This is a genomic window from Psychrobacter sp. NG25 (genome assembly GCF_015234355.1).
GTDB lineage: Bacteria > Pseudomonadota > Gammaproteobacteria > Pseudomonadales > Moraxellaceae > Psychrobacter.
The window spans coordinates 333,013-359,459 of record NZ_JADGMV010000001.1; the positions used below are offsets into that span (position 1 = coordinate 333,013).

Annotated in this window: 21 protein-coding genes and 4 tRNA genes; 13 read left to right on the forward strand and 12 right to left on the reverse strand. The window is 42.6% G+C overall.

The genetic code is table 11. The features are described from left to right. Positions 1-409: 409 nt before the first annotated feature. A complete protein-coding gene (hemA, locus tag IPZ60_RS01365) occupies positions 410-1,822 on the reverse strand; it encodes a glutamyl-tRNA reductase (RefSeq protein WP_194196091.1) in 1,413 nt (470 codons plus the stop codon). A 540-nt stretch (positions 1,823-2,362) separates the two neighbouring features. On the opposite strand from hemA, the gene IPZ60_RS01370 reads away from it, so the two are divergent. The 3 genes from IPZ60_RS01370 to ispE all read left to right on the forward strand — a co-directional run bounded on the left by IPZ60_RS01370 (position 2,363) and on the right by ispE (position 6,169). Beyond that, a complete protein-coding gene (locus IPZ60_RS01370) occupies positions 2,363-4,315 on the forward strand; it encodes a tetratricopeptide repeat protein (RefSeq protein WP_194196092.1) in 1,953 nt (650 codons plus the stop codon). 164 nt (positions 4,316-4,479) lie between these two features. After that, positions 4,480-5,103 carry a lipoprotein insertase outer membrane protein LolB gene (gene lolB / locus IPZ60_RS01375; RefSeq protein ID WP_194196093.1) on the forward strand — a complete coding sequence of 208 codons (624 nt, stop codon included), beginning with the start codon at positions 4,480-4,482 and terminating at the stop codon, positions 5,101-5,103. A gap of 103 nt (positions 5,104-5,206) precedes the next feature. Further along, positions 5,207-6,169 carry a 4-(cytidine 5'-diphospho)-2-C-methyl-D-erythritol kinase gene (gene ispE / locus IPZ60_RS01380; RefSeq protein WP_194196094.1) on the forward strand — a complete coding sequence of 321 codons (963 nt, stop codon included), beginning with the start codon at positions 5,207-5,209 and terminating at the stop codon, positions 6,167-6,169. 11 nt (positions 6,170-6,180) lie between these two features. Here the strand turns inward: ispE and IPZ60_RS01385 are convergent, their stop codons facing one another. After that, positions 6,181-7,095, reverse strand: a complete 915-nt coding sequence (locus IPZ60_RS01385) for a hypothetical protein (protein ID WP_194196095.1) — start codon at positions 7,093-7,095, stop codon at positions 6,181-6,183. 340 nt (positions 7,096-7,435) lie between these two features. Between IPZ60_RS01385 and IPZ60_RS01390 the strand changes: the two genes are divergently transcribed. The 7 genes from IPZ60_RS01390 (at position 7,436) to IPZ60_RS01420 (ending at position 12,464) form a co-directional block, all read left to right on the forward strand. Then, positions 7,436-7,511 (forward strand) — tRNA-Gln (locus tag IPZ60_RS01390). Positions 7,512-7,756: 245 nt separating this feature from the next. Next, positions 7,757-7,832: transfer RNA gene (locus IPZ60_RS01395), tRNA-Gln, on the forward strand. A 110-nt stretch (positions 7,833-7,942) separates the two neighbouring features. After that, positions 7,943-8,890, forward strand: a complete 948-nt coding sequence (locus IPZ60_RS01400) for a ribose-phosphate pyrophosphokinase (RefSeq protein WP_110921948.1) — start codon at positions 7,943-7,945, stop codon at positions 8,888-8,890. Positions 8,891-9,270: 380 nt separating this feature from the next. After that, on the forward strand, positions 9,271-9,945 hold the full coding sequence (locus IPZ60_RS01405) for a 50S ribosomal protein L25/general stress protein Ctc (protein WP_194196096.1): 675 nt from the start codon (positions 9,271-9,273) through the stop codon (positions 9,943-9,945). A 191-nt stretch (positions 9,946-10,136) separates the two neighbouring features. Beyond that, positions 10,137-10,718 carry an aminoacyl-tRNA hydrolase gene (gene pth, locus IPZ60_RS01410; protein WP_194196097.1) on the forward strand — a complete coding sequence of 194 codons (582 nt, stop codon included), beginning with the start codon at positions 10,137-10,139 and terminating at the stop codon, positions 10,716-10,718. A 173-nt stretch (positions 10,719-10,891) separates the two neighbouring features. After that, positions 10,892-11,272 carry an aspartate 1-decarboxylase gene (gene panD, locus IPZ60_RS01415; protein ID WP_025651868.1) on the forward strand — a complete coding sequence of 127 codons (381 nt, stop codon included), beginning with the start codon at positions 10,892-10,894 and terminating at the stop codon, positions 11,270-11,272. Positions 11,273-11,480: 208 nt separating this feature from the next. Next, positions 11,481-12,464 (forward strand): calcium/sodium antiporter, encoded by a 984-nt coding sequence (locus IPZ60_RS01420; protein ID WP_194196098.1) that lies wholly within the window; start codon positions 11,481-11,483, stop codon positions 12,462-12,464. 73 nt (positions 12,465-12,537) lie between these two features. Here the strand turns inward: IPZ60_RS01420 and IPZ60_RS01425 are convergent, their stop codons facing one another. The 3 genes from IPZ60_RS01425 to IPZ60_RS01435 form a co-directional block, all read right to left on the reverse strand. Next, positions 12,538-13,209, reverse strand: coding sequence for an RDD family protein (locus tag IPZ60_RS01425; RefSeq protein ID WP_194196099.1), 672 nt, complete (start codon positions 13,207-13,209; stop codon positions 12,538-12,540). Between the two features lie 210 nt (positions 13,210-13,419). Beyond that, positions 13,420-13,496 (reverse strand) — tRNA-Arg (locus tag IPZ60_RS01430). 176 nt (positions 13,497-13,672) lie between these two features. Further along, positions 13,673-13,762: transfer RNA gene (locus IPZ60_RS01435), tRNA-Ser, on the reverse strand. Between the two features lie 466 nt (positions 13,763-14,228). Between IPZ60_RS01435 and IPZ60_RS01440 the strand changes: the two genes are divergently transcribed. After that, positions 14,229-15,017, forward strand: coding sequence for a hydroxymethylpyrimidine/phosphomethylpyrimidine kinase (locus tag IPZ60_RS01440; protein ID WP_194196100.1), 789 nt, complete (start codon positions 14,229-14,231; stop codon positions 15,015-15,017). A gap of 133 nt (positions 15,018-15,150) precedes the next feature. Here the strand turns inward: IPZ60_RS01440 and IPZ60_RS01445 are convergent, their stop codons facing one another. The 5 genes from IPZ60_RS01445 to ppx all read right to left on the reverse strand — a co-directional run bounded on the left by IPZ60_RS01445 (position 15,151) and on the right by ppx (position 21,603). Further along, positions 15,151-15,720 (reverse strand): YggT family protein, encoded by a 570-nt coding sequence (locus IPZ60_RS01445; RefSeq protein ID WP_110921955.1) that lies wholly within the window; start codon positions 15,718-15,720, stop codon positions 15,151-15,153. A 337-nt stretch (positions 15,721-16,057) separates the two neighbouring features. After that, entirely contained in the window at positions 16,058-16,891 is an 834-nt protein-coding gene (gene proC / locus IPZ60_RS01450) for a pyrroline-5-carboxylate reductase (RefSeq protein WP_194196101.1), read from the reverse strand. A 190-nt stretch (positions 16,892-17,081) separates the two neighbouring features. After that, positions 17,082-18,671, reverse strand: a complete 1,590-nt coding sequence (gene tilS / locus IPZ60_RS01455) for a tRNA lysidine(34) synthetase TilS (RefSeq protein WP_194196102.1) — start codon at positions 18,669-18,671, stop codon at positions 17,082-17,084. A 400-nt stretch (positions 18,672-19,071) separates the two neighbouring features. Next, the gene (locus tag IPZ60_RS01460) at positions 19,072-19,875 is read right to left on the reverse strand and encodes an acetyl-CoA carboxylase carboxyltransferase subunit alpha (RefSeq protein ID WP_194196103.1); all 804 of its coding nucleotides are present in this window, start codon (positions 19,873-19,875) and stop codon (positions 19,072-19,074) included. Between the two features lie 201 nt (positions 19,876-20,076). Further along, complete coding sequence (gene ppx / locus IPZ60_RS01465; RefSeq protein WP_194196104.1) at positions 20,077-21,603, reverse strand: exopolyphosphatase; 1,527 nt, start codon at positions 21,601-21,603, stop codon at positions 20,077-20,079. 413 nt (positions 21,604-22,016) lie between these two features. Here ppx and IPZ60_RS01470 point away from each other — a divergent pair, with 413 nt between their 5' ends. Next, a complete protein-coding gene (locus IPZ60_RS01470) occupies positions 22,017-22,424 on the forward strand; it encodes a DUF962 domain-containing protein (protein ID WP_194196105.1) in 408 nt (135 codons plus the stop codon). Positions 22,425-22,550: 126 nt separating this feature from the next. On the opposite strand, the gene IPZ60_RS01475 is transcribed toward IPZ60_RS01470, so the two are convergent. Then, the gene (locus IPZ60_RS01475; protein WP_194196106.1) at positions 22,551-24,299 is read right to left on the reverse strand and encodes an AMP-binding protein; all 1,749 of its coding nucleotides are present in this window, start codon (positions 24,297-24,299) and stop codon (positions 22,551-22,553) included. A 292-nt stretch (positions 24,300-24,591) separates the two neighbouring features. Between IPZ60_RS01475 and IPZ60_RS01480 the strand changes: the two genes are divergently transcribed. Beyond that, positions 24,592-24,993 carry a lysozyme inhibitor LprI family protein gene (locus IPZ60_RS01480; RefSeq protein WP_194196107.1) on the forward strand — a complete coding sequence of 134 codons (402 nt, stop codon included), beginning with the start codon at positions 24,592-24,594 and terminating at the stop codon, positions 24,991-24,993. A 119-nt stretch (positions 24,994-25,112) separates the two neighbouring features. On the opposite strand, the gene hemL is transcribed toward IPZ60_RS01480, so the two are convergent. Further along, positions 25,113-26,414 carry a glutamate-1-semialdehyde 2,1-aminomutase gene (gene hemL, locus IPZ60_RS01485; RefSeq protein WP_194196108.1) on the reverse strand — a complete coding sequence of 434 codons (1,302 nt, stop codon included), beginning with the start codon at positions 26,412-26,414 and terminating at the stop codon, positions 25,113-25,115. Positions 26,415-26,447: the final 33 nt, after the last annotated feature.

A 26,447-nucleotide genomic window follows, 5' to 3' on the forward strand; every position in this document is an offset into this window, starting at 1 on the left:
TAGCTAATATTCATTTGGATATAATATCGAGTAATAATCGGGAGTACGACGCAGGGTTGACGATATAGCGCTTTATCCTAGTGCTATTGCCGTTGATGATTGTGTCTTGCATGCATTTATTTTATTAACTTGAGACAAAACCGTACAAAACATATGCACCAATATAAATGCTACGCAGTGGTAGACTAATTATAGTGGTCTCGGATGATGAATGACATAAATAGATACTGAGCCAGCATAAATGCGCTAAGGTTTTTATAGAATAGCGGCTAGCGTATCCCGACAGATTATCATCGCTTAACATGCTTATGACAGCTCGATATTAGCACTGATAATGCAGGTTGACAACGATATGTTCGCGCAATGCGTGCACTGGCGAATCTATGATTTTTTGATAAAGGAATGGCTACTATCGACGGCCGCGATGTGACTCGTTCAAGCCTGCTACCACAAAGTCTAACAGCTCGCTGTCACCTTCACGAGCAGCTTTACGCATCAGCTTCGATGGTGCATGTGTGAGTTTCTGGGTCAGACGGCGTGACAGCTCGGTGAGGATATCTTCAGGACTGGCATCACTCTGCTGTAGCTGAGCGATAGAGTCATGCAGTAGTTTGTCTACTTGATCCTGAGTACGTGCACGGTACTGCTCTATGTCTTTACCGACTTGGCGCACTTGAAAACTACGATCCATCTCAACGACCAGTTGGCTGACCAGTAGCTCCGCATCTACCGCTGCTTGTCTGCGCTGCTCGATGTTACCAGCAATCACGTGCTGCAGATCGTCGACAGAATACAGATAGATGTCATCTATGCGGCTAATGGTAGAGTCAATATCGCGGGGCACTGCTAAGTCAATCATCAACATTGGCTGATAGCGGCGGCGCTTGAGCGCCTGCAACGTCATGGTTTTATCAATCAACAAATCCATACTGCCGCTACAGCTACTGACAATATCAGCCTCTGCCAACACTTGCGGTAGCTCTTGCAATGTTCTGACTTCCACACGGCGATTAGGATTGCGCAGCTCAGCCGCTAAAGCTTCCGCTCGTTCAGGATTACGATTGCAAATGATAACCCGCCCGACCCCAAGCCCAGCAATGTGTGTCGCGACCAATCTATTCATCTCGCCTGCTGCCACGACCAATAGAGTGCGGCTAGGCAAATCATCAAATATTTGCGTGACGAGTTTGGCCGCTGCAAAGCTGAGCGATACCGCTTGTGCACCTACTTTGGTCTCGTTACGCACACGCTTAGCAGCCGCAAATACTTGATCGACGACCCAGCCGAGCTGATTACTCAATACTTTTTGCTCTTGTGCGAGGTGTACCGAGCGCTTGATTTGACCGAGTATCTGCGGCTCACCTAATATCATAGAATCTAGCCCTGCGGCGACCCTGAGCCAATGGGTCAGAGCATGCGTATCACGATGCACATAGAGATACGAGTCAATCTCAGACAGTGACAGCTGCTTGAAAGTAGCCAGCCAACTTTTAATTTTGATAATATGAGCACTGATAGCGGCAGATGAGAGCTTGCTACTGCTGGTAAAAGCATTACTAGCCACTTCCTGCCCAGTAGGTTCATCTGTTTGGGATTCTGACGATGATGAACCTAACGACGGTAAGATCGGATTTTGCGATGCTGTTTGTGGTACAAGGGCGTAAATCTCAGTCCGGTTACAGGTAGAGACAATCACACTACCATCTGTAAATGCTTCTAACTGTTTGAGCGCGACATTCACATCGTCACCTACTAGCGCCAAGCGCTCTCGTAGAGCGACTGGTGCAGTTTTGTGATTGACCCCAATGACCACTAATCTCATTATTGATAGACCATAAAAATGATGCTCATCTGCCAGCCGCTCTATCTTATTATTTGTAAAAGACAGTTTTGGGTGACAGCGTTAAAAGAAATAATCTGAAAACCGTTTATTATATCATTATTGCCAGCTTTAATTAACACTCGCCTACCGATGATAACTATTTGCTTGTATCTGGGCACACCTGTCACAAATCAACTGCTCATACGATTGGTAAAGCCAATGTTTGAATTTGAGCAAATGTTTAAAAAATGCTCACAAATCATTCGCTTACTTTGTATTAACTTGTTATATTTCCATAATATTCTGACTAATATTGATAACGGATTATCGACATAGACAGTCAAAGAGCCATGCTTTCCTGAATAGCTATCAATAGAATAGTTAATGCCACTACCTGAGTAACACGGTCACTATTGTTTATACCAGCTATCTACTCTTATAATGTTTGCTATGGGTACTCGTTACCAATATTTAGTTTAAAATAATTAAAAAATAGCTTACTTATCGATATAGATAAATAACGGGCAAATACGGTTATCTATGATTTTTTTCGGGTCATTACTTCGATCAAAACTTGCGCATGACGCCCAATCTACCCTTCATGCTTTATGGCATGACATTATTGAACGTCTATGGCAACACTATAAGCTAACATTATCGTTGGCCGTCTGTCTGTGCCTAGGATCTTCTTCTGTATACGCAAACTCTTCTAACGTCTTATTGCAGACTACTGGACCCAGCGTATCAGCAGCTATCGTAGACGACAATGCATACAGCAACAATGCATCGAATAACCATGCGACGAGTCATACTACAACAACTATTCAGACAAGCATACAGCCCACAGGCAAGGTTGCCAATATTAATGGCTTAGCCCCAGCAAGCTTATGGCAATCTGATCTCGAAGAGCCAAGTTTATATGCGCTGCTAGATGCCGAGTTTGCAGCAGATCGTGATGACAAGAGACGCGCGATTACTATCTACAAGCAGCAATCTTTTAAAGAAGATGCAACGGCAGTGTTTGAGCGAGCACTGAGTTTGTCCTTACGTAATGAGCGGGTTGAGGATTCATTACAATTTGCCAAGACATGGCAAGACCAAAACCCCGATCACGTGCCTGCTTGGTTTTATGTGGCGCATTTGGCGCTACGAGCACACGACTATTTGCTAGCTGGCGAGACATTGAATCGTATCTTGCGTTACGATCCTCGAGCAGACCTAAGCGAAATCCTTATCGGTATCTATCCAAACGATGATGAAGATAAGCGCGAATTACTTGCCGCGCTACAGCCGTTAGATAGTGAGCAAAACGCCTCATTGTCCGTATTAAAAGCAGGCTTGCTTTACCAGTTTAATGAGCCTGAAAATGCCATTGTCCATATCAATCGCGCTTTAGAACGCCAACCTGATTATGTGCCCTTTATTACTTTAAAGGCTGATATATTGCGCAAAATCGTCACTGCTGAGACAGTGATCAATTATGTCAGCCAAGCACGGCTGCGTAACCCAGACAGTAAGAACTTATACTTGTATGAAATCCGCTATTTGTTGGACCTAAAGCAAAGCCAAAAAGCGTGGGAGTTACTGATTGAAGCGCATAAGCATTTCAATGATGATGCCGAGATTACCTTGCTAGCAGCATTAGTAAGCTTGGATATCGAAAAATATGATAGTGCCGATCAGTTACTCAATATGCTGGCAAAGACACCCGCTTATCTTAATCAGGCTTATTACTACCTTGGTATCAGTGCCGAGCGCCAGCAGAAATTTGAACAAGCCAAATACTATCTCAATGGCGTCATGCAAGAAGACTTGGTGCTAGAAGCTCGTAGAAAAGTCGTCGCATTTGAATTACTCAATAACAATACTAAGGCGGCAATGTCAGTCTTAGAAAAGCTGCGTAAAGATTTTGAAGTATTTGCACCTGACACGTTTGTGATGCAAGCCGATATCTTATGGCAGCAAAACAAACCTGACGAAGCCCTGAGCCTGCTAACTAAAGCATCGCGTAATTATCCCGATAATGAAATGCTCTTGTTTGCACGCGCCCAGCTCCTCGATGACAAAGAAGACTATATCGTAAAACGGCCCCTACTCAACCACTTACAGGCTTTAGATCCTAGCAATCTATCTTATAAGCTCAGTTATGCACAGCTACTACTGGCTAACGAACGCAGCTCAGAGCAAGGTCTTGCGCTTGCGACAGCTATCATTAAAATTCACTATGATGACCCACGTTACGATAATGAGCTACATCTACAAGCACTCAATATCCTAGCAAGCAATGCGCTGGCTAACAAAAACTACCAGCAAGTGATCGACTACCTACAAACGCCTTATGACGTATTGCCTACGCTACGTTCAGGTGCTTTACTGCTGCGTGCGTATCAAGGCCTAGGCAATAATGCCAGAGTCGAGACACTACTCACAGATTTGCAGAAACGCTTTTCATTCGGACAGCATAATATCAATGACCGCATACAGCTGTATTAGATGCATGGTCAACAAATCATTTTGATAGTAGGCATAGCAGTTCTACGATTGCAGAGCACTTAATTACAAGGCACTTATAAGAAGCTAACAGCCACGCATAACTGAGTAACAAATAACATTTAAGCTAATATCTTTGTAAATTTGTTCATTATTGGGGAAACATCATGTCAGCAGTAGCCACTTCTTATAAGCTTAATAAAGTCACTCTATTCACAGCCATGGCGGCGGCGCTCGTGATAACGTCTGGTTGCCAGTCGTTAAAAACAGCGAGTGCGACTACCAACCAACCAACTACGACTATACAAGAGCAACCACAAAAGCTTGAAACCTTTAATATTACTGGCAAAATTGGTGTAACGATGCCTGCTAATGACACCACAGGTGCTCAAGGTGGCAGTGCCTTTTATGCGTGGGGACAACAAGAAGACCGCTTTGCTATCGAGCTGATTGGCGCGCTAGGTATCGGTAAAACCAATATCGAATATGATGGTCAAACCGCCACGCTAGTCAGTGAAAAAACAGGGTCATTGACAGCCAACGATCCTGAGACTCTATTGAAAAAAGCAACCGGCTGGCAGGCTCCTATCTCACAAATGCCTTATTGGATATCTGGCCACCCAGCACCTTCAGATAGTGCACCAGAAATGGATGCCCAAAAGCGCTTAATCAGCTCAGTTAATGGTGAATGGACAGCAAGCTTCACTTACAAGGGTACTGACAAACTACCGAGTAAAATCAGCGCTGTGCAGCCTCAAGGTAACAAGGTCGTGATGACAATCAATCACTAAATTATCAATCGCTAATCACTTACTAATGAGAGCAATTACCCATCAAGCCACCATTGCTTATTAAGATAGCCGTTTATGGCTGAAAACTTTATGACTGTACATTATGATTAAAAATATAGCCGCATCGTCTGCCTCTACTATCACCCGCTTATCACCTGCAAAGATTAATTTATTTTTGCACATTACTGGTAAGCGTGCTGATGGCTATCATAATTTGCAAACAGTCTTTCGTCTGCTCGATTGGGGCGATTATTTACATTTTTCAGTAGACAGTGATGTGGTCATTGATACTAGCGATAACGCGTTAGAAGCTACGAAGCTTTGCCATCAACTACTGACATTAACTGGCGCAGAAGCGATAACGACCAGCATAGAAGACAATCTCATTTTTAAAGCAGCACACGCATTGCTCTCTGCTGCCATGCAGTCGAATCATTTGCCCAAGCAGTTGGCACAAGTAGCTGTCACTGTAGATAAGCATTTACCAATGGGCGCAGGATTAGGTGGCGGCTCTTCCAATGCTGCCACTACCTTATTGGCATTAAATGAGATTTGGCAGCTTAATTTTAATCAGCATGACCTTATCAACATTGCTACCTCTATTGGCGCAGATGTACCAATCTTTATCTTTGGTCAGGATGCGATTGCGATGGGTATCGGTGAAGAACTGACAGCGATTGATTTGCCAAAGCAGCAGTATTTAATCTTAACGCCTGCTGCTCATGTGAATACCGCCAAACTTTTCGCGCACCCAAAACTACAGCGAGACATCACGCACCTATCGACTGAAACCATTAAAAACCAGTCCAATGATTATTTGCAGGCTCTTATTGCGCCCTATCACAATGTTTTTACGCCAGTGGTGACGAGCCTCGCAACTGCTGTTGAAGAGGCTTTTAATTATTTGCAAGGGTTAGAGGTGCAAGTACTGGGTACAGCACGCATGACTGGCTCTGGTAGCGCAGTGTTTTTACCTTTGGATGCAAGCGTGACTACTGACAAAGCACTTTTAGCCAAGTGGATTGCGGAAGCACCTTGTAATGGGTACTTGGTTGGGAGCTTGTAGCTAGTTATTATTTACAACTCTGAGCTTGGTTTCGATAAAATACCTATCACATACCAACACATCCCAGCTATACCAAAGTATATCATCGATAAACCAAATTTCTGAATAGCGAAATGCATTATGCCTGCCAAGCCAGCAAAAATTACTATAGGAAAGAATATAAAAAAACCAACTGCACCTGCACAACCCATTTCGTTACTAGCCAATTCTTGATGTTTTTTTAATGCTTGCTCTTCTTCAATAGATATTTTAGGTGTGGCTTTTCTGAGTCGCTTATCATGCTTATAAAACCAGTAACTAGGAATGCCAAATAACATAAACGTTAAAAACCATTGACGATGATCTGTGCGCTGTTTTGTTTTAAAATCAGCGCGCTGATTTTCGTATTTGTATAGTTTTTTGCCATCAATACTGATTTCATATACAACATTACCGATCCAGATGCCTGGCTGATAAAGAATATCCGCAGTTTGTCCAGAGTAATCATAAACTTTACTACAATTATCACGGTCATGATGTTTACAATGTAGCCTTGTATCTCTAATGAGTAATGATGATGAAGTGTGTTTACCTACTCGACTGTCAAATGGCTCATCTGGAATAGTGCCACTCACTTGTTCTAGACTAGTTTTATCTTCAACAATTTTTGTAAAAAATATACTGGAGGTAAGGCAAGATCCAATAAGTCCAATAACTATAATAAAAGGTACAAGAATAGTGACAATGTTATATCCTTTGCTCGAAATACTAGGCTTAAGGTAGTTTCGCGTTATTAAAGCAGATAAAGCTAAAAAGAAAAGCATAAAAGCTGAAACTATAGAGTTAGCACTCAAAATACCTATCACTGGAAACACTATTGCGTAAATTAAACTTGTATAAAAAAATTGCTTCGGTGTTGGTTGAATAAACCACTGTTTTATATCCAAAAAAACATTCCTCACTGGCTATTTACATAACTATATTTAGTTACTTTCTATTGTAAGCTATCTTGGAAATTATAGAACTTGAGTTTAGAGATTTTTCCTAAATCACATTATATATGACACCCTTAAAGTATTTCCATTACGCCAAAAGTACATATATATCAAGAATTACGCATCAGACTCACCCTGCTGAAATCCATTTACACAACCCTATAATCACTTTGATTAACACTTCAATTTTCGGCACTTACTTACCAAAATCACCTCATTACGAATAAAAGCCATAAAAAGGCGCAAATGACTTGCAAAATCTGAAAAATTACTTATAATAGGTCGCCTAAATAGGGGTATAGCCAAGTTGGTAAGGCATCAGGTTTTGATCCTGACATCCGTTGGTTCGAGTCCAGCTACCCCTGCCATTTTTAAGTTCGAAGTGTTTGATATGTATACATTATAAGTGAATTATAAATCGTCACTTATGGTATTACCATTGACAACGCCATCCCAGTTTCGGTATAGTTCGCAATGAACGCCGCTAGGGGAAAGTTAGATATTAAACGGTTTATCCGTTTTGTAGATAACTGAAAGGTCGTAACGCCATTTTAGAAGTGACAATTATTAAAAGTTACTGCTAGAAATCGGACGTACACAGCCTAGACATTACAGGGGTATAGCCAAGTTGGTAAGGCATCAGGTTTTGATCCTGACATCCGTTGGTTCGAGTCCAGCTACCCCTGCCATTTTTTACTGTAATAGCAGTCATCAAAACTTTTCACCACTCTTTTCTGAATTTGAGCAGTTTGACACTGCTTAGCGGTCTCTGCTTGAGTCAATCAATAGGACTTCTGTCATGCCTTATTTGGCGATTTTTACGGGCAATGCCCACCCAGAATTAGCAAAAACCGTAGCCGATCATCTTCACATACCTCTTGGTAAAGCTGACATCACGCGTTTTTCTGATGGCGAAATTGCCGTGGAAATCAAAGAGCACGTGCGCGGTAAAGACGTGTTTATCATGCAGCCTACTTGTGCACCGACCAATGACAACTTGATGGAAATCATGATGATGGCTGACGCCTTGCGTCGCTCTAGTGCTGGTCGCATCACTGCTGTCATGCCTTACTTTGGTTATGCTCGTCAAGATCGTCGTCCACGCTCAGCTCGTGTACCTATCTCTGCTAAAGTCGTCGCTGATATGCTAAACATCGTTAGCATCGATCGCGTAATGACGGTTGATTTGCACTCAGATCAAATTCAAGGTTTCTTTGATATTCCTGTAGACAACATCTACGGCACGCCTGTGCTATTGAACGACCTACAAAAACAAGATTATGACAACATCATGGTTGTTTCACCTGATGTTGGTGGTGTTGTGCGTGCACGCGCCATGGCCAAGCAGTTGGGTGATACCGATATGGCAATTATTGACAAGCGCCGTGCTCGTGCCAACGAATCACAAGTGATGCATATCATCGGCGACGTTCGTGACCGTGATTGCGTTATCGTTGATGATATGGTCGATACTGCAGGCACACTATGTAAAGCCGCTGAAGCACTGAAAGCCAACGGCGCACGTCGCGTCTTAGCTTACATTACTCACCCTGTTCTATCGGGTAATGCACTGAAAAACATCAGTGAATCTGCGTTAGATGAACTGGTTGTGACTGATACGATTCCACTGTCTGATGCGGCAAAAGCATGTAGCAAAATTCGCCAAGTAAGCATCGCGCCAATGCTGGCTGAAAGTCTACGCCGTATTAATAACGAAGAATCTATTAGCGCAATGTTTGATGGCTAACACTTAACAGTGTTGCTCGTCATAAAAATAGCGTCAAGTTTCATTACTTGGCGCTTTTTTTTGCTTAATAATTTTACATAGCCATTTTTCGTAGGTCTTTATTATTACTACAAAATCACGTATAATGCGCGCCTGTGCCGCCCGTTTGTTTTATTCAATCAGGTTGGTATTATCGAAAGTGCTGATCATGCTGTGAAGTAACGACGACCATGATAATAACTATCATAAAAATCGTTATGACAAGCAAATGGCTAAGCTTAGAGTTTTTGGTAGTAACTATCACTGACAATGCTTAGCTATCATCACGTATTAGTGGATTGGTCGCAAATCCACTTTTTTATGACCAGACACTTCATCATTCTTTTTATAGGATTATATCCATGAGCATTAACCATTTTGAGCTAAACGCAGTTGATCGTTCTGCTGAACAACAAGGTAAAGGTGCGAGCCGCCGCCTACGTAAGCAGAATCTAGTTCCTGCTATTATTTATGGTGGCAACGAAGAGCCTACCTCTATCTCTATCAAAATCAACGAGTTGGTAAAATCGCTTGAATTTGAAGCGTTCTTCTCACACATTTTGACTATCAATGTTGACGGCGTAGAGCATCAAGCAGTTATCAAAGACTTGCAACGTCATCCAGCCAAAGGCTTCCCAATGCATGCTGACTTTCAGCGCATTGTAAAAGGTCAAAAAATCCACATGAATGTTCCTGTGCATTTCACTGGTCGTGAAGATGCTCCAGGTACTGCTGCTGCTGGTGTTCTATCTACACTAGTATCTGATATCGAAATCATCTGTATCCCATCACTACTTCCTGAATATTTAGAAGTAGACGTATCTGGTATGGAAATCGGTGATTTGTTCCGTTTATCAGACATTACACTTCCTGAAGGCGTTGTAATTCATGAGCTTGAGCTAGAAGACGGCCATGACCGTACTATCGTTAACATGCAGCCACCAACAGTTGAAGAAGTTGATGCAGATGCTGAAGAAGTTGACGCAGCTGACGTACCTGCTAGTGAGCAAAGCGAAGACAGCAAAGACGGCGAGTAATAATCGACTTCTATATAGCGATCTATTATCTGCTATATAATTCTCGGTTCTTTTAGTCAAAAAACAGCAGGTGATGAATATCTCCTGCTGTTTTTGTAAGTACGATTTGAGCATAATACGGATATTATTTATTCAACGTTTATGCGTTCGGACGTTACCACTCATTTATTAAATTCAAGCAAGGTGTTTTTATGGCCATAAAGCTTATTGTCGGTCTTGGTAATCCTGGTCAGCAGTATATGTTTACGCGTCATAATGCAGGATTTTGGTTTGTCCATCATTTGGCCCAACAGTTCAATATTACTCTCTCTCCTGATAAAAAATTCCATGGAGTGACAGGGCGTGGACAAATTCATGGGCATGATGTGCGCTTACTAATGCCTCTCACCTTTATGAATAAGTCTGGTGAGTCGGTTGTGCCGATGGTCAATTTTTATGGTATTGATAACGACCAGTTGCTCATTGCTCATGACGAGCTCGATATTCCAGCTGGCAGCATTAAATTAAAAACAGGTGGTGGTCACGGTGGTCACAATGGCTTGCGTGATATTACACCGCATATTGGTAGCGATTTTCATCGATTGCGTGTGGGTATTGGTCATCCTGGTCACAAGTCTAAGGTCAGTGGACATGTCCTCTCTAAAGCTTCTCCTGATGAGCAAATTGGTATCGATAGCGCCTTAACTGCTGCTTTTGAAGCTTTACCCTTACTGCTAGATGGCGATATTGAACGCGCGCGTTCTCAGATAAACGGTTTCAAACTACCTGAATAACACGGTATGATACCGCCTACTCTGGCAGATGTATTTTGATCCCAATTCTGCCCAGTTAATCAATAACTTACCCAACACTGCTCATTCAGCTAAGGGTTTGGCGATACTGCCTTTTTTTTGGGTAGATTTGCCCTCATTAACTTATTACTTTCATCACGCTAAGGAAGCAATCCATGCTACTTAATATGCTTAAATGCAAATTGCACCGTGCCCGCGTCACACATGCAGAGCTTCATTATGAAGGCTCTTGCGGTATTGATGGCGACTTATTAGACCTTGCAGGTCTGCGCGAAAATGAATCTATCGACATCTATAACGTTACCAATGGCAAACGATTTCGCACTTATGCGATTCGTGCTGAAGCAGGTTCAGGCATCATCTCACTAAACGGCGCTGCAGCTCATATGGCTGATTTGGGCGATATCGTGATTATTTGTGCTTATGCTCATTTTGATGAGGTTGAAGCAGAAACTTATCAGCCAAAACTGGTTTATTGTAATGAAGACAACACCGTAAAAGACACAGCAAACATCATTCCTGTACAAGTGGCTTAAGAAAATCACTTAAGAGCTTGTTACATAAAGTATGAGTAAATACGTTGTCATACAGTTGCCGTGGTTGTCAAAATCCCATTAAAATACTTGTACTTATATCGAAGCTGAATCCAGATTGTGATTCAGCTTTTTTTTATGCCATTTTATATGATGTAAGCTTATTCAAAACCCAATATCTATTTTTATCCCTAACGAAGGAGTTATCTAAATGTGGTTGGCAGTCATTGCAATTTTGATTGGTCTAGCAATTTTGGTTTGGAGCGCTGATGTTTTTATCGATGGCGCGACAGCATTGGCACAAAAGTTTCGAGTACCCAGTTTCCTGATTGGAGTGCTTATTTTGGGTATTGGTACATCAGCACCTGAGATGGTGGTATCGGTACTAGCTGCATTAGAAGGCAGCCCTGAGTTGGCACTCGGTAATGCTTATGGCTCTAATATTATTAATATTGCGTTGGTACTGGGCGCAACCGTAATAATAAGCCCTATTATCATCCGTAAGGCCATCGTCAAGCGCGACTTGCCTATATTGCTGATGATTACGGCTGTTGCAGCATGGCAGTTACGTGACGGCTCACTCAGCCAAGCTGATGGTATCGTGCTATTGGTATTGCTAGTATTGGTATTGGCCACTCAAATCGTATTGAGCATTCGAGAAGGCAACCATGAACATGATAACGATGTCATAGCTGACGATGATGCGAGTACCAAACATGAAGAACCCAGCGTTATAAGAGGCTTGGGCAGTTTGTTTTTAGGCATGTTGATGTTGGTTGCCAGTTCAAGAGCCATTGTTTGGGGCGCAGTTGAGGTCGCAACATTTTGGGGACTGAGTGAGTTGATCATTGGATTGACGATTGTTGCAGTCGGCACCTCATTACCTGAGTTGGTCTCTAGCTTGTCTGCTGCTCGTAAAGGTGAACATGACATGGCACTGGGCAATATTATTGGTTCTAATATTTTTAATACCCTTGCCGTGGTTGGCTTGGCAACCGTCATTGCCCCTATCACCGTGAACCCAGTGATCTTTTCACGTGACGTGATGGCCATGGGTCTGATTACGGTATTACTGGTGGTACTTTGTGGATTTGCTTTTGTCACCAATCGACCATTTGGACGAACCTCTGGTGCCATGTTAATGCTATTTTTTGTGGGCTATACCGGATGGCTGATTCAAACCGTCAACTTATAAAGTGTTGACGTGATTGCTCGCACATACCAATACATAATAAGTAATACGTAGCTATATATATCATGGTTATATATTACGGTTTATTTTGCGACTGCTTGCGGTTTCTAAAACCACGCCATAACCCTTCGTGTGCTACTTTTGGCATTTTTAGAGTTATGGTGTTGGATAACATGTCTTGCACTGCTAAACCGCGACGATTAAACAAACAAAATGCGTAATTAAAAACCCAACCTAATAAGGCGCTGGTTAATAATATCGCACGCGACCCACCGATTAAGCTACCGATAATACCAAACAGCAATGGCATCAAACATGCCGCCAAAATACGCTTAAATGACTGTCCCCATGTCAGTAAGTGACCTGAGTTATTCACAGTTTTTAATCGCCAAGTTTGCATACCCAGTGTCTGCCCACCACGACGCCAAAACAATCCATAGAACGCCACGAGCGTCAGTACAAAAGACGGCGTCATAATGACGTTCTGATACCAAGTTGGCAACGACTGGGCCTGAGAAGAGTCTGTACCTGTATTCATGGTCAGCAGTGTGCCAATTACGGTCAGCATCGTCCCCACTAGAAACAACAATGCCAAAATCAACATGCCATCGTAGAGTACCGCCACCACACGCGTAGTGGGCTTAGCGATCGTTGGCTCTTCATCAGGTATTTTCTGCATAGGAGCATTACGTTGCGGCTTTGATTTGGTGGTTGCTTTAGGTGTGCGTTTAGATAAACTTTTTGACATGGTACAAGCTCATAGCAAGCAGTGAATAATGGCTCCATTGTACCGTAATTCACGGTTGTATCGTACATTATCCTCAGATGCTATCTGGTCATGCATGTAATCAAGGCAGGAAGTATTAATACAAAAGTAACAGACATAAAAAAACCGCCAAATTGTCATAAGACAGGCGATTGATTTAATTTTTTAGCTTAAAATAAGCTAGTATGCAAATGGTGCGCCTGGAGAGATTCGAACTCCCGACCCCTTAGTTCGTAGCCAAGTGCTCTATCCAACTGAGCTACAGGCGCGTATTTTGCACATCATCCACTGCGTTGTTAATAACAATTGCAGTAAATTAGGTTGGTCATTATATAGATAATATCGCTTGTGTCAACATCTTTATTCATTAAAATAAAATTAATTTTTAACTTATAAAGACTAACAACTAATTTTTGCGATGCTACTCTAAAAACAACACTATAAATGGAGGTGAAGGAGGGATTCGAACCCTCGATACGCGCAAACGTATGGTTCCTTAGCAGGGAACTGGTTTCAGCCACTCACCCACTTCACCAAACGACTTAAGACTTTTTAAGTTCTAAAAAATAGTATTATTGCTGATAATACGTCTTATCCCGTGGGCGATGATTATAGCAAAACCAAAAAGAATTGCAAGCATTGTCTAGCTAATTAATGAAATTTTTATGATATTTATTTGTTTATATCGTCTTATGCCTTTTTTAACGACTAAAGCATCTCTAAAAACCAGCAGAAACGAGGTCTGAGACAATCAATACGCGCTCATTTACTATTTATCGGTACATTTAATCGATGTATGAATTTTCAATATACAGTCAAACCCATATAAATTTGCTACATCGTCATCCTCGCTAACCATACCAATGTATAGCTTACACTCGGTTTCCTTGTATCGAAATTATTTGAACTCAACGATACAATCTCTCACCTACTATGGCTTTTTTAGCAGTGTATGGCTATAGTATTTATTATTCATTTTAAAATATATCAAAGGAAGTGTTATGCGACCAGTGGTTCTTTGCTTTTCAGGATTGGATCCCTCCGGTGGTGCTGGATTACAAGCCGATATTGAAGCCGTTGGCCAAGCAGGTGCTCATGCCGCCATTGCCTGTACTGCAATCACCGTACAAAATTCGCAACAGGTATTTGGCTTTGAGGCTTGTGCCGCAAGCTTGGTAAAAGACCAAGCCACAGCGGTGCTCGATGATCTGCCTGTTAGCGTCATCAAATCAGGTATGCTTGGTACGACTGATAATATCGCGATGTTGACCCAATTGTTTGCTGAGCAGGTTATCGCTGCTGAGACACCTTTTGTATTGGACCCAGTATTGGTCGCCAATAGCGGTGGTAGCCTAGGCGATGAGAAGACATTAGTGACTGCATTTAAAGCGCTTCTTCCCTACGCCACTCTAATCACACCAAATACGCACGAGCTACGCGCATTAAGTGGTGAGCAGGACTTGCACATCGGAGCACAAAAACTATGCGCGCAAGGTACCCATGCCGTATTGGTAAAAACGTCACATGACTTTGATAGCGGTGATATTGAGCAGTATCTATATATAAAGGGTGAAATGGTGCACCAAAGCATTTTGCCACGCTTAGAAGGCGAATTTCATGGCTCAGGCTGCTCGCTGGCTAGCTTTATCGCTGGACGCTTAGCAATGGGAGACTTACTTGTTAATGCAGTCAAGGCAGCCGATAGCTGGATTACCCAAACACTGCGTGCTGCTGATGTACCGCACCCTGACAATGCTCAAGCCCAACTGATACCCAATCGTTTTATCTAATTCCGACTGATTGATGTATTTATATACTGATGACTTTTATCAGTGACAAAAAAAGGCGCTCTATGTCTTATAGAGCGCCTTTTTTTATGTATTGTATTTTCGACAATGTAGCTTTTAGCTTAAGAAACTTGGCTTAGCCTAACATAGGTAGGAAGCTCGCTGCCAAACCGCCAATAAACATTTCTAGCAAAATAAAAGCAACAAAGGCTATCATCGGTGATAAATCAAGCATGCCCATGTTTGGCGTGATACGGCGAAACGGCTCCAATATCGGCTCTGCAAGATTCATAATTATGCCAATAATCGGATGCTGAGATTGCGTAAACACGACAATCCAGCTGACGATAATTGAACCAATAACCAAGTAGCGACACATACGCAAAAAATCTAAAATCAAGCTGACAGTACCAGTGAAAAATAACGGTACGGGCGCAATACCTTTATGGGTCAGTGCTGCCTTTCCAGAGATATCAATCAGACGAATCAAAAACATCAGTACAATCGCTGCAATACTGATACGACCTTGACCAACCGTTGGAAAAATACGTCCAAAAACATCGACAATATGGGTCGCTTTATAAGCAGGGGCTATCATTGGATTGCTCGCATCCATACCTGCAAACTGTAGCATAAAGCGAATAAACACCAACATCATTGCAAAGGTGGTGACCAAATCAAAGATTTGAAATAACATGTTGTTCATGAAGTGCTACTCAATGTGGCGTTATTAACAGGTTAGAGGATGACGAATGTCATTATCAGATGCTTAGTATAGTCAACCTTCTATAAATTGGATACGGTGTCAGACTCGCTTAGTCTACGACTTGTAGTACTTTCACTCGCCTTCCTTGTATCCAAATTATATGGAGCCGACTATATTACCAGTCAGGTGCGTTATTAACTTTGGAAAAATAAGCACCTGACATATAGGTAATATCACGCCTAAAAATATAATTAGCCAGTGAGACGAATATCAATACTACATCTTGCAGACTAAAAAGATTTTGACACCAGCAATCGTATTTTTGGGTGTTGTCTAACTATTTACTCATCTCTTCACTAAGCGCTTGGCTGCGATCAGAGCAGGCTTTCATGGCTTCGCTGATTTGACGACCAATTTCATTGGCTTGCATTGACTCAACCGCAGCTTGGGTCGTGCCATTCGGTGAGGTAACCTTGCGGCGTAATTCAGCAGGCGCATCATCACTTTCCATCGCCATCTTTGCAGCACCTATCATGGTTTGCATAGCAAGTGCTGAAGCTTGTTCTTTGTCTAACCCTAACGCCACTGCGCCATCAATCATCGATTCGAGGAAGTAGAACATGTAGGCTGGCGCTGAACCTGATACCGCTGTTACAGCATGCATCTGCTCTTCGTTTTCGACCCACATAACCAAGCCTGATGCTTCCATAACAGCAGTTGCCAATGCTTTTTGTTCTGCTGAGATATTATCTGTACCATAAAGGCCAGTAGCACCCATTTGAATCATAGAAGGCGTGTTTGGCATCGCACGAACGATATTGCTATAGCCGCCTAGCATATTTGACAAAAGATCAGTCGACAAGCCTGCCGCTACTGAAATGACTAATTGAGTGTCTAATACATCTGCGAAGGCACTAACGACCACTTTCATCATCTGTGGTTTTACTGCTAGTACCACGATATCAGCATCGATCACAGCAGATTTAGGATCAGCCATTGGATCAACAGTGTTTAGACCTTTGGCAGATAATTGCTCACGTGCATCGCTGCTAGGATCAGCGACTGTGATTAGATTTGGTTTGATGCCGCAGCCCACAAGCCCGCTAATAAGCGCTTGTGCCATGTTCCCGCCGCCGATAAAGCTGATTTTTTTATTATCTAATACTGACATATGTGTCTCCTGCTCAAAAATTCAAAGATACTCAAACTAACATAAGCTTATGCAAAATGACATTCAGTTTACCATACTGCCACTAGGGCTGTTTGATAAATTGAACAAGTCAGCATAGGAACCAGACTCTAAAAAACCCAGTAAATTGAAAGACCTTCATCCCGTATTTAGAACAAGTTTTGTCGCATTTTTACAGCATCTCTTTTATATTCACACTGCTTTTTAACAGTTTGGACAACTGGATAACTTTATCTGCAATACTCGAATACTTATTGCTTAAGTTATCACTGCTCAATGCCCAGCTATCAAAAGGAGAGACTAGTAACAAGGGTAATTCTATAGGCAGCTCATCTTTTTCATTTGGCCAAATAATACTAACCACGATCAAACTTTCACGTAGCCATAATGGGATTCCCAGTGTTTGATAAAGTTTCTTACCAGATTGTAGACGCGATGCCAACGCTGTCTTCAGGCGTTGGTTGCGGTGCAATGGGGCGATTTGTAAGATAGGAAGTACTGTATCGTGTACTGCGTCGCCTTTATCACCGTCTAGTAAAAATCGCACCAACGCATCCGTCGGAATCTGCAACTGCCAGATAGCACGTTGACTACTACGCAAAGTAATGGAGTCGTGTGGCTCAACAGCGATATCAGGCGAAAGACTTTGAGTTAGTATTCGCCTCTGTTCAATAAGCGGCAATCTCAGCCAAGTCAGCCACTCATTGCTTAGACGATAAAGCTGATGCCGATAACGACGGATAGTATAAGACTGCTGACGACCTTGCCAAAAGAGTTCCGTCTGATGGTCGTGGTCATCACGTTGACTTAGAAGTAATACATCATCTACGAGCTGCTTAGCCGGCGGTAATGGCTCATCTTGACCCAACCAATAATGTAATAATTGACGTTGGCGATACAGTGGCAGATTGTGCAATTTATCAATACTCAGGACTTGCTGTACAGATGGCAATTGTAATGAAGCAACTGCTGTCTGCTGTAAATCCGCATCTGCTTGTGCACTGATACTTGCCTGCGCTTCACTCAATAGCTGCGCGCTACGAGCAATATTGTCAACGACATTGGGATTATATCTCGCCAATACTGGCATGATGTCACGGCGTAATCCACTACGCACGTTATCACCTGTGTCATTTGTGGGATCATCAATATAGGGCAGTTGTAGACGCTGAGCATAGGCGCTAATGCCGGCACGCTGAATAGTTAGCCAAGGTCGCCATAGTATATTGTGCTGCCCGCCTTGTCTTTGTACGCGCCACGGCTGCATGCCCGATAGACCATTCACGCCAGCGCCTTGAATCAATCGCATCAATACGGTTTCTGCTTGGTCGTCAGCATGATGGCCCAGTAGCAAAACATCACCTTGATTGATATGTGCGCGCATGACGTCATAGCGAGCTTGCCGTGCTGCCTGCTCGTCATGACCGTTCACTTGCGCACGTAATATATGACACGGTATCGTTTGAGCCGCTGCCCAATCAGCGACATGTGATGCCCAAGCGTTACTATCCGCTTGCAGACCGTGATTTACATGTAAGAGCTGCGGTAAAAACGGCAATTTCTCTTGTTGATAGAGCTGCACACATAACGCTGCTAATGCCAGTGAATCACGCCCACCACTACATGCTAGCCAAAGTCGTCGACCATGCAGCTGTTCACCATACTCAGCCAAACTGCTCAATAATGCTGCGGCTAGCTTATCATCAACGGGTAATTCAGCGATTGACTCAATAGAGTAAGAAAGGATTGCACTACTAGTCATAGTCAGCCTTATTTATTGAGTGGTTATATATTTATACGTTAACAGTCATACTAATAAATTAGCACCTACGTTAATTTCTAGACTACGTTAGGTGCTTTATATACTAGGGCGTGTCTTCATTTTAAAAATGGTGATAAAAATGAGATAAATTGTCGTCAAACAAGAAAAATAGTGCAGATAATATCGGGATATTAACCAACTATTTGCCGATGTTTGGCAAGATTTAGCCATTTTTAGCCCATTTAGATGACTATCGAGTGAATTGAAGACACGCCCTAACAGCCACAAAAAAACGCGCCATTAAATGACACGTTTTTATTTTAGCACTAAGACTCAAACTCTAATATGAAAAGCCACGTATTCGTGACGTTTAATATTAGGTTGGTACAGTATTAGCTTATTAAGCAGGCAACATCACTTCAGAGTTAAACGTTTTGAGCTTTTCATAGCGTAGCTCACAACGATCATGCGCATCTAAATCTTTAAGCTCATCTAACTGTTCAGCAATAAGTGCTTTCAATGCGGTCATGACTGGCTGCGGTTGCACGTGAGCACCCTCACCTTCTTCAATGACAGCATCAATTAAGCCCATTTGATATAAGTTAATGGCGTTTAATTTCAATGCTTCACTAGCATCTTGTGCTTTTTCAGCGGTCTTCCATAAGATAGACGCACACCCTTCAGGAGAGATAACTGAGTAAATACTGTTTTGCAGCATGTTTACTTTATCACCCACACCGATGGCTAATGCGCCACCTGAACCACCTTCACCGATAATCGTGACAATGATAGGTACTTTTAGGCTAGAAAATACTGCGATACTCTCTGCAATGGCTTGCGCTTGTCCACGCTCTTCTGCACCGATGCCAGGATATGCACCCTGGGTATCTACAAAGGTCATCACCGGAATATTAAAACGCTCAGCCATTTTGACCAAACGAATAACTTTACGATAACCTTCAGGATTGGCCATACCAAAGTTATGAGCAATACGCTCGCGAGTACTGCGACCACGATGCTGACCAATTACCATCACAGGCTGACCGTCAAAACGAGCCAAGCCACCAAGTATGGCTTTGTCATCGGCATAAGCACGGTCACCATGCAACTCATCAAATTCGGTAAACAGCTGATTAACATAGTCCATAAATAATGGACGCTTGGCGTGTCGTGCAAGCTGCACACTATCCCAGACAGTGCTCATAGACCTTTCCCTTTAATAATTATATTTAACAATGGCATCGTTATCAGTTTACAGATAATGAGTTTGCAGATAATAAAAGTACAGTTGTAAACTCAATAGAGGCTATAGTAGCACATCTTAAATCGCATAACATTACCGACAGAGCAGCTTTTGTTACGCGAATCTTTAGCTTAATAATTACAACCGTAATTTCTATCAGCGTTAAGCTTCAACCACGCTCAGCTTCACGCCCCACTTGGCGAACTGATCCGCTTCAGTACGGAGATCGGACAATAAGAAAGCATAGTGCTCACTGCTATCAATAACGGTAATTTGCCAACAGTTATCATCCATGACCTTTAACTCTAATTCGGGTAACTCATAATCGCTGCGGCTATGATGCGCCAATACTGCCAGACGTAATAGCAAACAGAGATAGACGAGCTGATCACCACCGATAGTGCACGTCTGCTCAAGCATATCCGCCTTGAGCTTACGACGATGATTGAGCATCAACTGCGCCATTCGTTTTTGATCGACTTGCGAAAACCCTGGAATATCTGAATATTCGAGCAGATACGCACTGTGTTTATGATAGCTGCTGTGACTGATCGCTAGTCCTATCTCATGCAAGAAGGCCGCACGCCTGAGCAAGTCACAGTCATCGTTGGTCAGCGTAAGCTTATCTTTTACTTGCTCAAATAAATGACGGCTGGTCTTGACCACTTGCTTGGCTTGCTTTTTGTCGCCTGAATAACGTTTAATCAATGCCATCACACTGCGATCACGTACATCTTCGCTCACAAAGCGGCCGAGCATGTCGTACATCACCCCTTCACGTAGTGCACCATCTGAGTAAGTAATACTCTCTACACCCAGCACATCCATGATAGCAAGCAGCACAGCTACTCCTGCTGGGAATACCGCTTTACGATGTTCTTTAACACCTTCTAAATCAATATCATCAACGTTGCCAATTTTAAGCAGTAGTTTTTCTAGTTTTTTGACACCTTTATAAGTGATGCACTCTTGCTCATCAGCCCAGCCTTTGGACACAAGGACGTTACGCACCGCTTTTATCGTCCCACTAGAGCCAACCACGCTACTCCAGCCCGTCTTTTGATAACGCCCATTGATCGCCAACACTGCTTTGCGGGCATCCAAAATGGCATTATTAAAGGCTTCTTTGGTAATCAATCCGTCAGAAAAATACTTTTGCGTAAAAGACACACAGCCCATCTGTAGGCTTTCAGTCAATAGTGGATCGAACTCTTGACCAATAATGAACTCTGTCGAACCACCACCGATATCCATTACCAAGCGTTTATCGCTACTGGCATTGGTATGCGAGACCCCCAAATAGATCAATCGAGCCTCTTCGCGTCCTGCAATGATTTCAATAGGCTTGGGCAAAATCTTATTGGCACGTGCAATAAAGTCGTTTGCATTTTTGGCTTGTCGCAGCGCATTGGTCGCGACGATACGAATACGCTCAGGTGGTACCGAATCCAAGCGCGCCACAAAGCGACTTAGGCATTCAAGGCCACGTTTTTCAGCTGCCGCACTTAGGATTTTATTTTCATCTAATCCGGCGGCCAGCTGCACCTTTTCAGACATAGAGACTACTTTTCGCACCTCACCATGATCGAGACGCGCAATGGCTAGGTGAAAGCTGTTGGAACCAATATCAATGGCTGCCATCATTTCGTCATCAGCAAGCGGTGGATTCGTAAGGTAGTCAATAGGCATAAGAGGGGTCGTTACCATGTTAGATAAAGGAAAAAGAATACTTATCAAAAATCAGGCGAATGATCTGTAAAAAAATACAGATGCATAAATAAGGCTATCCATATGAATAGACGGTATTTTTGCCATTAAAGCATTTATGCCAAACACTGGCAAGCGACACAAAACCACAGTGAACGTGTTATGACACCATATATACAGTAATGGAGGCACAGTTAGCATCTATTGCTTGTGTTAATAATATTGGTTTGCTACATTGAAAGCCACTAATATTATAATAAATAACAGTGACTTGGTGTCTGTTTGTAAATAGACTATCACCTATAATCTGCATCTAAATAGAAAGCAACTTACTCACCAATGTTAAAGTCTGCCTTAATTTTATATGGCATACACCACTAGCAAGGAAGCTAAAAATGAAAGAAACTGCCACACAGAACATGGCCAAAACTGCTGATACGCAGATCAACAGCAATGCCAAGAAAGCAGTAGTTAAAAACAATACACCAACTGAGCAGAAATTTTATGATTTCTATTTGGATGAGCATCAAAACATGGCTTGCCGTCGCTTGCATTTCGCAGGTAGCAGTTTTGGATTATTAGGATTGGCCAAATCTGTCAAAACCCGTTCGCCCAAACCATTGCTCAAAGGTATTGCTGCTGGATATGCTTGCGCATGGGTCGGACATTTTTTCTTTGAAAAAAACAAACCAGCCTCTTTTAAATCTCCTCTAAAGAGTTTTGTCAGTGATTTCCGAATGTATAGCGATGTGGTGCGCGGTAACTTGAGCCTGAAGGATCGCAAATTTGATAAAGCACGATAAGGTTCAATCGTTGTATACAGCACGCATTAAAAAACTGGGTTGCTAAAAATAGCAGCCCAGTTTTTTGTTTGTTTAGAAGATTTTATTCGTGTTACTTCATTCTAATCAGTCAAATGACGTATTTATTTATCGCAAAGACTTACGTAATATTTTACCTACTGCTGTCTTAGGCAACTCATCGATAAACACATAAGACTGCGGACGCTTATAGCCAGTCAAACGCTCAATAGCAAAAGCCACTAGCTCATCAGCCGTTAAACTTGGATCTTTTTTAACCACAAAAGCTTTGGGTACTTCACCGCTGTGTTTGTCTTCGACACCAATGACGGCCACTTCTAGCACTTTTGGATGCTCAGTTAATGCGGCCTCTACTTCATTAGGATAAACGTTAAATCCTGAGACCAGTATCATGTCTTTTTTACGATCGACGAGTGTCAAAAAACCATCATGATCCATGACGCCAATATCGCCAGATTTGAAATACCCACCTTTAGTAAAGGTATCTGTATTATCTTTTTGCCAATAACCTTGCATCACTTGTGGTCCTTTGATGCCGACTTCTCCAGGTGTTCCGATCGCACATGAAGCACCATTTTCGCCAATGATTTTGATATTCATCATTGCTAACGGCAGACCAACGCTACCATTAAAACTCGTAATCCCTGGTGGATTGAATGAGATAACCGGTGCGGTCTCAGACATCCCATAACCTTCATGAATCATCATGCCCGTCACTTGTTGCCACTGATCAGATACCGCTTTGATGATGGCGGTGCCACCACCGATTGATAATGCCAATCGACTAAAATCAAGGTCTGCAAATTTTGGATGATTGAGCATACCAATAAACAAGGTATTCACAGAAGGAATGACATGCGGACGATGCTGCTCAATAGTATTGACTAGCCCATCGATGTCACGTGGATTGGTAACCAATATATCCTCCCACCCACCATACATACCGAGCAAACCGCAAACGGTAAATGAGAAAATATGATAAAGCGGTAAAGGATTCAGTATCTTGATCTGCTCATTACGACCTGCTTCAATCGCCCTACCAAACATCGCATAACACTGACAGATATTAGCCATGACATTATAGTGTGTCAGCATGGCACCTTTTGGCTTACCAGTCGTGCCGCCCGTATATTGTAATAATGCCAAATCCTCACGCTCGATAGTCACAGGCTGATATTGCTCAGCGTGGTATGTATTTATAATATGCGCAAAGCTTATACTCTGCTCTGAGATATCGTTTGTAGCATTATCGGTTGTGGTTTGATTGGGTTGGCTGGATTGACGAGTAGTATCAGCTGAGGCTTCAAGTTGGGTAAGTAAGGCAATATCGTTATCAGTAGGTTCAGCATTCGGATTGACAGAACAATGTACCACCAGTGATAGCTGCGATTTCACTGCATCGTCTAATTGATCGAAAGCGGCTGTCATTCCATCAAGGACAACCAGCACGCTAACTTGAGCATCCGTCAGTTGGTGTGCCAATTCATAATGGGTGTACATCGGATTGACATTTACCAGTACGGTGCCTGAGCGCAAACAGCCAAGCAGCACGACTGCATACTGCAATATATTGGGTAGTTGTACCGCGACACGATCGCCCTTGTTGATTCCTTTTGCTTGTAAAAAAGCAGCAAAGCGGCGACTGGCAATATCCAATTGTGCGAAGGTAAGCGTGGCAGGCCCCATACTAAAAGCCACAGAATCACTATGCTGATCTATCTTGGGTTGCAATAAATCTAGCAGGTTGTGCTTGCCCTCTAGCACATCTAGATTATTTCTTAGTCCGTGTTTCTCATACGAGGCTTGCCATAACGGTGGCGTATTACTGCTAGGCATATCATTGGTGCTGGTAGTCATGAGTTAGCGTCCTTGCTGAGTATGTTTTTCTCAGCATAGCACACTCTAATAACGATTTTTTAAGCGGCTGAGTCACTTTATGGGCTCTGTTATTAGCAGTATTTTTTGGGCCATATGTATCGACTTTTATGACCAGTATATAGGTCAAAAACTTAGCTGAATCAGCCTAAAAACATAGGTGCAATCACATACACACATTTACCAAATCCCTCATAAATTCGAGACATAGCTGAGATGTAACCATGTTATGCTCATTTCCTTTTAATAAAAATAATATAAATAACGAGATTATATGTTTATCATGAGTCATATTAAAAAAGTCAGCTGTCTTGCTTTATTGTCAACAGGACTATTTGTCAGTGCTCAAGCGTCTGCAGCAACCACTACCTGCGATAAGGCCCGTACTCAAGCCGACCTTAACAACTGTGTTGCAGCTCAGCTAGCAGTAGAAGACAAAAAATTGAATCAATCTTACCGTGATTTTCAGCGCTTACTTAACAGCTCTGAGAAACAACAATTAAAAACGGTGCAATTGGCATGGATTGATTTTAGAGACAAAGCTTGTCAGTTTTCTGCCAGTTCTGTCCGTGGCGGTAGTGCTTATCCAATGGCGCTCAATGGTTGTTTGAGCACTTATACAGAACAACGACGTGTGCAGTTAGACGCCGATATTAAAAACATTAAAAGTAAATAGATGACTTTAGAAAATAAGTAGCAATAAAAAATAGATGGCAATAAAAAACCAGTACCTTAAAAGGTACTGGTTTTTTATTGCTTTGATCAATGCTACTTATGACGTTGAGTCAGAATAAATTAAGCACTGGCCATTTCAGTAAATATCTCATCAGCCGCTTTAATCGACGCATCAATATCTTCATCGCTGTGCTTGATAGACATAAAGCCTGCTTCATAAGCTGACGGTGCCAAGTAAATACCACGATCTAGCATGCCATGAAAGAAAGCATTAAACACCGTCATGTCACACTCTGTCACGTCATCAAAGTTCTGAGGCACAGTGGTCGCATTGTCTCTGACGAAGAACATACCAAACATGCCGCCCAATTTATTGGTACGAAGGTCAATACCATGCTTGTCAGCCGCCGCTTGGAAACCGTCTACTAAACGATCAACTTTCGCGGCTAACTCATCATAGAAGCCCTCTACCGTTAAGTCTTCAAACATCGCAATACCAGCACGCATCGCGAGTGGATTGCCTGATAACGTGCCAGCTTGATAGACACCGCCAAGTGGCGCGATGCAAGACATGACTTCTTTTTTACCGCCGAAAGCACCAACAGGTAAACCTGCACCGATGATTTTGCCAAAGCAAGTTAAATCAGGGTCAATACCAAAGTGTGCTTGCGCGCCGCCAAGACCAACGCGAAAGCCAGTCATGACTTCATCAAAGATTAATACGGCACCATTGGCAGTACACTCTGCACGCAACGTATCATGGAACTCTTGTGTTGGAATGACCATGTTCATGTTGCCAGCGATTGGCTCTAAGATAACGCAAGCGACTTCTTCGCCCCATTTCTCAAAACAATCTTTAATCGCTTGCGGATCATTATAAGGAATCGTAATCGTATGCTTGGCAAAATCAGCAGGCACGCCTTTTGACGTTGGCTCACCGATATCAAGCATGCCCGACCCTGCTTTTACTAGCAGACTGTCTGAATGGCCATGATAGCAGCCTTCAAATTTAACGATTTTGTCACGTTGGGTATAACCACGTGCTAGACGAATTGCACTCATGGTTGCTTCAGTACCAGAGCTAGTCATACGAATCATTTCAACACTAGGAACGATTTCGCAAATTTTATCTGCAACTGTCGTCTCGAACGGTGTAGGCGTACCAAAGCTAAGACCATCATCAGCGGCTTTTTTAACCGCATCAATAACTTTTGGATGTGCATGACCCAAAATCATTGGGCCCCAAGAGCCAACATAATCGATATAGGCATTGTCTTCGGTATCATAAATCTTGCTACCATTGGCGCGGTGCATAAAGATTGGTGTACCACCGACCCCTGCAAAAGCGCGGACTGGCGAGTTGACGCCGCCTGGAATATGTTTGCTGGCTTGTACAAAAAGCTGTTCGTTTTTGGTACTCATAGTTATTCTCTACTTATAGGTTCTATGTTTTAT

Coding starts and splice junctions, on each gene's coding strand:
- lolB (WP_194196093.1), top strand. CDS start 4,480: ATGTCAGCAGTAGCCACTTCTTATAAGCTTAATAAAGTCACTCTATTC.
- tilS (WP_194196102.1), bottom strand. CDS start 18,671: ATGACTAGTAGTGCAATCCTTTCTTACTCTATTGAGTCAATCGCTGAA.
- IPZ60_RS01400 (WP_110921948.1), top strand. CDS start 7,943: ATGCCTTATTTGGCGATTTTTACGGGCAATGCCCACCCAGAATTAGCA.
- proC (WP_194196101.1), bottom strand. CDS start 16,891: ATGTCAGTATTAGATAATAAAAAAATCAGCTTTATCGGCGGCGGGAAC.
- pth (WP_194196097.1), top strand. CDS start 10,137: ATGGCCATAAAGCTTATTGTCGGTCTTGGTAATCCTGGTCAGCAGTAT.
- IPZ60_RS01440 (WP_194196100.1), top strand. CDS start 14,229: ATGCGACCAGTGGTTCTTTGCTTTTCAGGATTGGATCCCTCCGGTGGT.
- ispE (WP_194196094.1), top strand. CDS start 5,207: ATGATTAAAAATATAGCCGCATCGTCTGCCTCTACTATCACCCGCTTA.
- hemA (WP_194196091.1), bottom strand. CDS start 1,822: ATGAGATTAGTGGTCATTGGGGTCAATCACAAAACTGCACCAGTCGCT.
- IPZ60_RS01370 (WP_194196092.1), top strand. CDS start 2,363: ATGATTTTTTTCGGGTCATTACTTCGATCAAAACTTGCGCATGACGCC.
- panD (WP_025651868.1), top strand. CDS start 10,892: ATGCTACTTAATATGCTTAAATGCAAATTGCACCGTGCCCGCGTCACA.
- IPZ60_RS01475 (WP_194196106.1), bottom strand. CDS start 24,299: ATGACTACCAGCACCAATGATATGCCTAGCAGTAATACGCCACCGTTA.
- hemL (WP_194196108.1), bottom strand. CDS start 26,414: ATGAGTACCAAAAACGAACAGCTTTTTGTACAAGCCAGCAAACATATT.
- IPZ60_RS01420 (WP_194196098.1), top strand. CDS start 11,481: ATGTGGTTGGCAGTCATTGCAATTTTGATTGGTCTAGCAATTTTGGTT.
- IPZ60_RS01445 (WP_110921955.1), bottom strand. CDS start 15,720: ATGAACAACATGTTATTTCAAATCTTTGATTTGGTCACCACCTTTGCA.
- IPZ60_RS01460 (WP_194196103.1), bottom strand. CDS start 19,875: ATGAGCACTGTCTGGGATAGTGTGCAGCTTGCACGACACGCCAAGCGT.
- IPZ60_RS01470 (WP_194196105.1), top strand. CDS start 22,017: ATGAAAGAAACTGCCACACAGAACATGGCCAAAACTGCTGATACGCAG.
- ppx (WP_194196104.1), bottom strand. CDS start 21,603: ATGCCTATTGACTACCTTACGAATCCACCGCTTGCTGATGACGAAATG.
- IPZ60_RS01405 (WP_194196096.1), top strand. CDS start 9,271: ATGAGCATTAACCATTTTGAGCTAAACGCAGTTGATCGTTCTGCTGAA.
- IPZ60_RS01425 (WP_194196099.1), bottom strand. CDS start 13,209: ATGTCAAAAAGTTTATCTAAACGCACACCTAAAGCAACCACCAAATCA.
- IPZ60_RS01480 (WP_194196107.1), top strand. CDS start 24,592: ATGTTTATCATGAGTCATATTAAAAAAGTCAGCTGTCTTGCTTTATTG.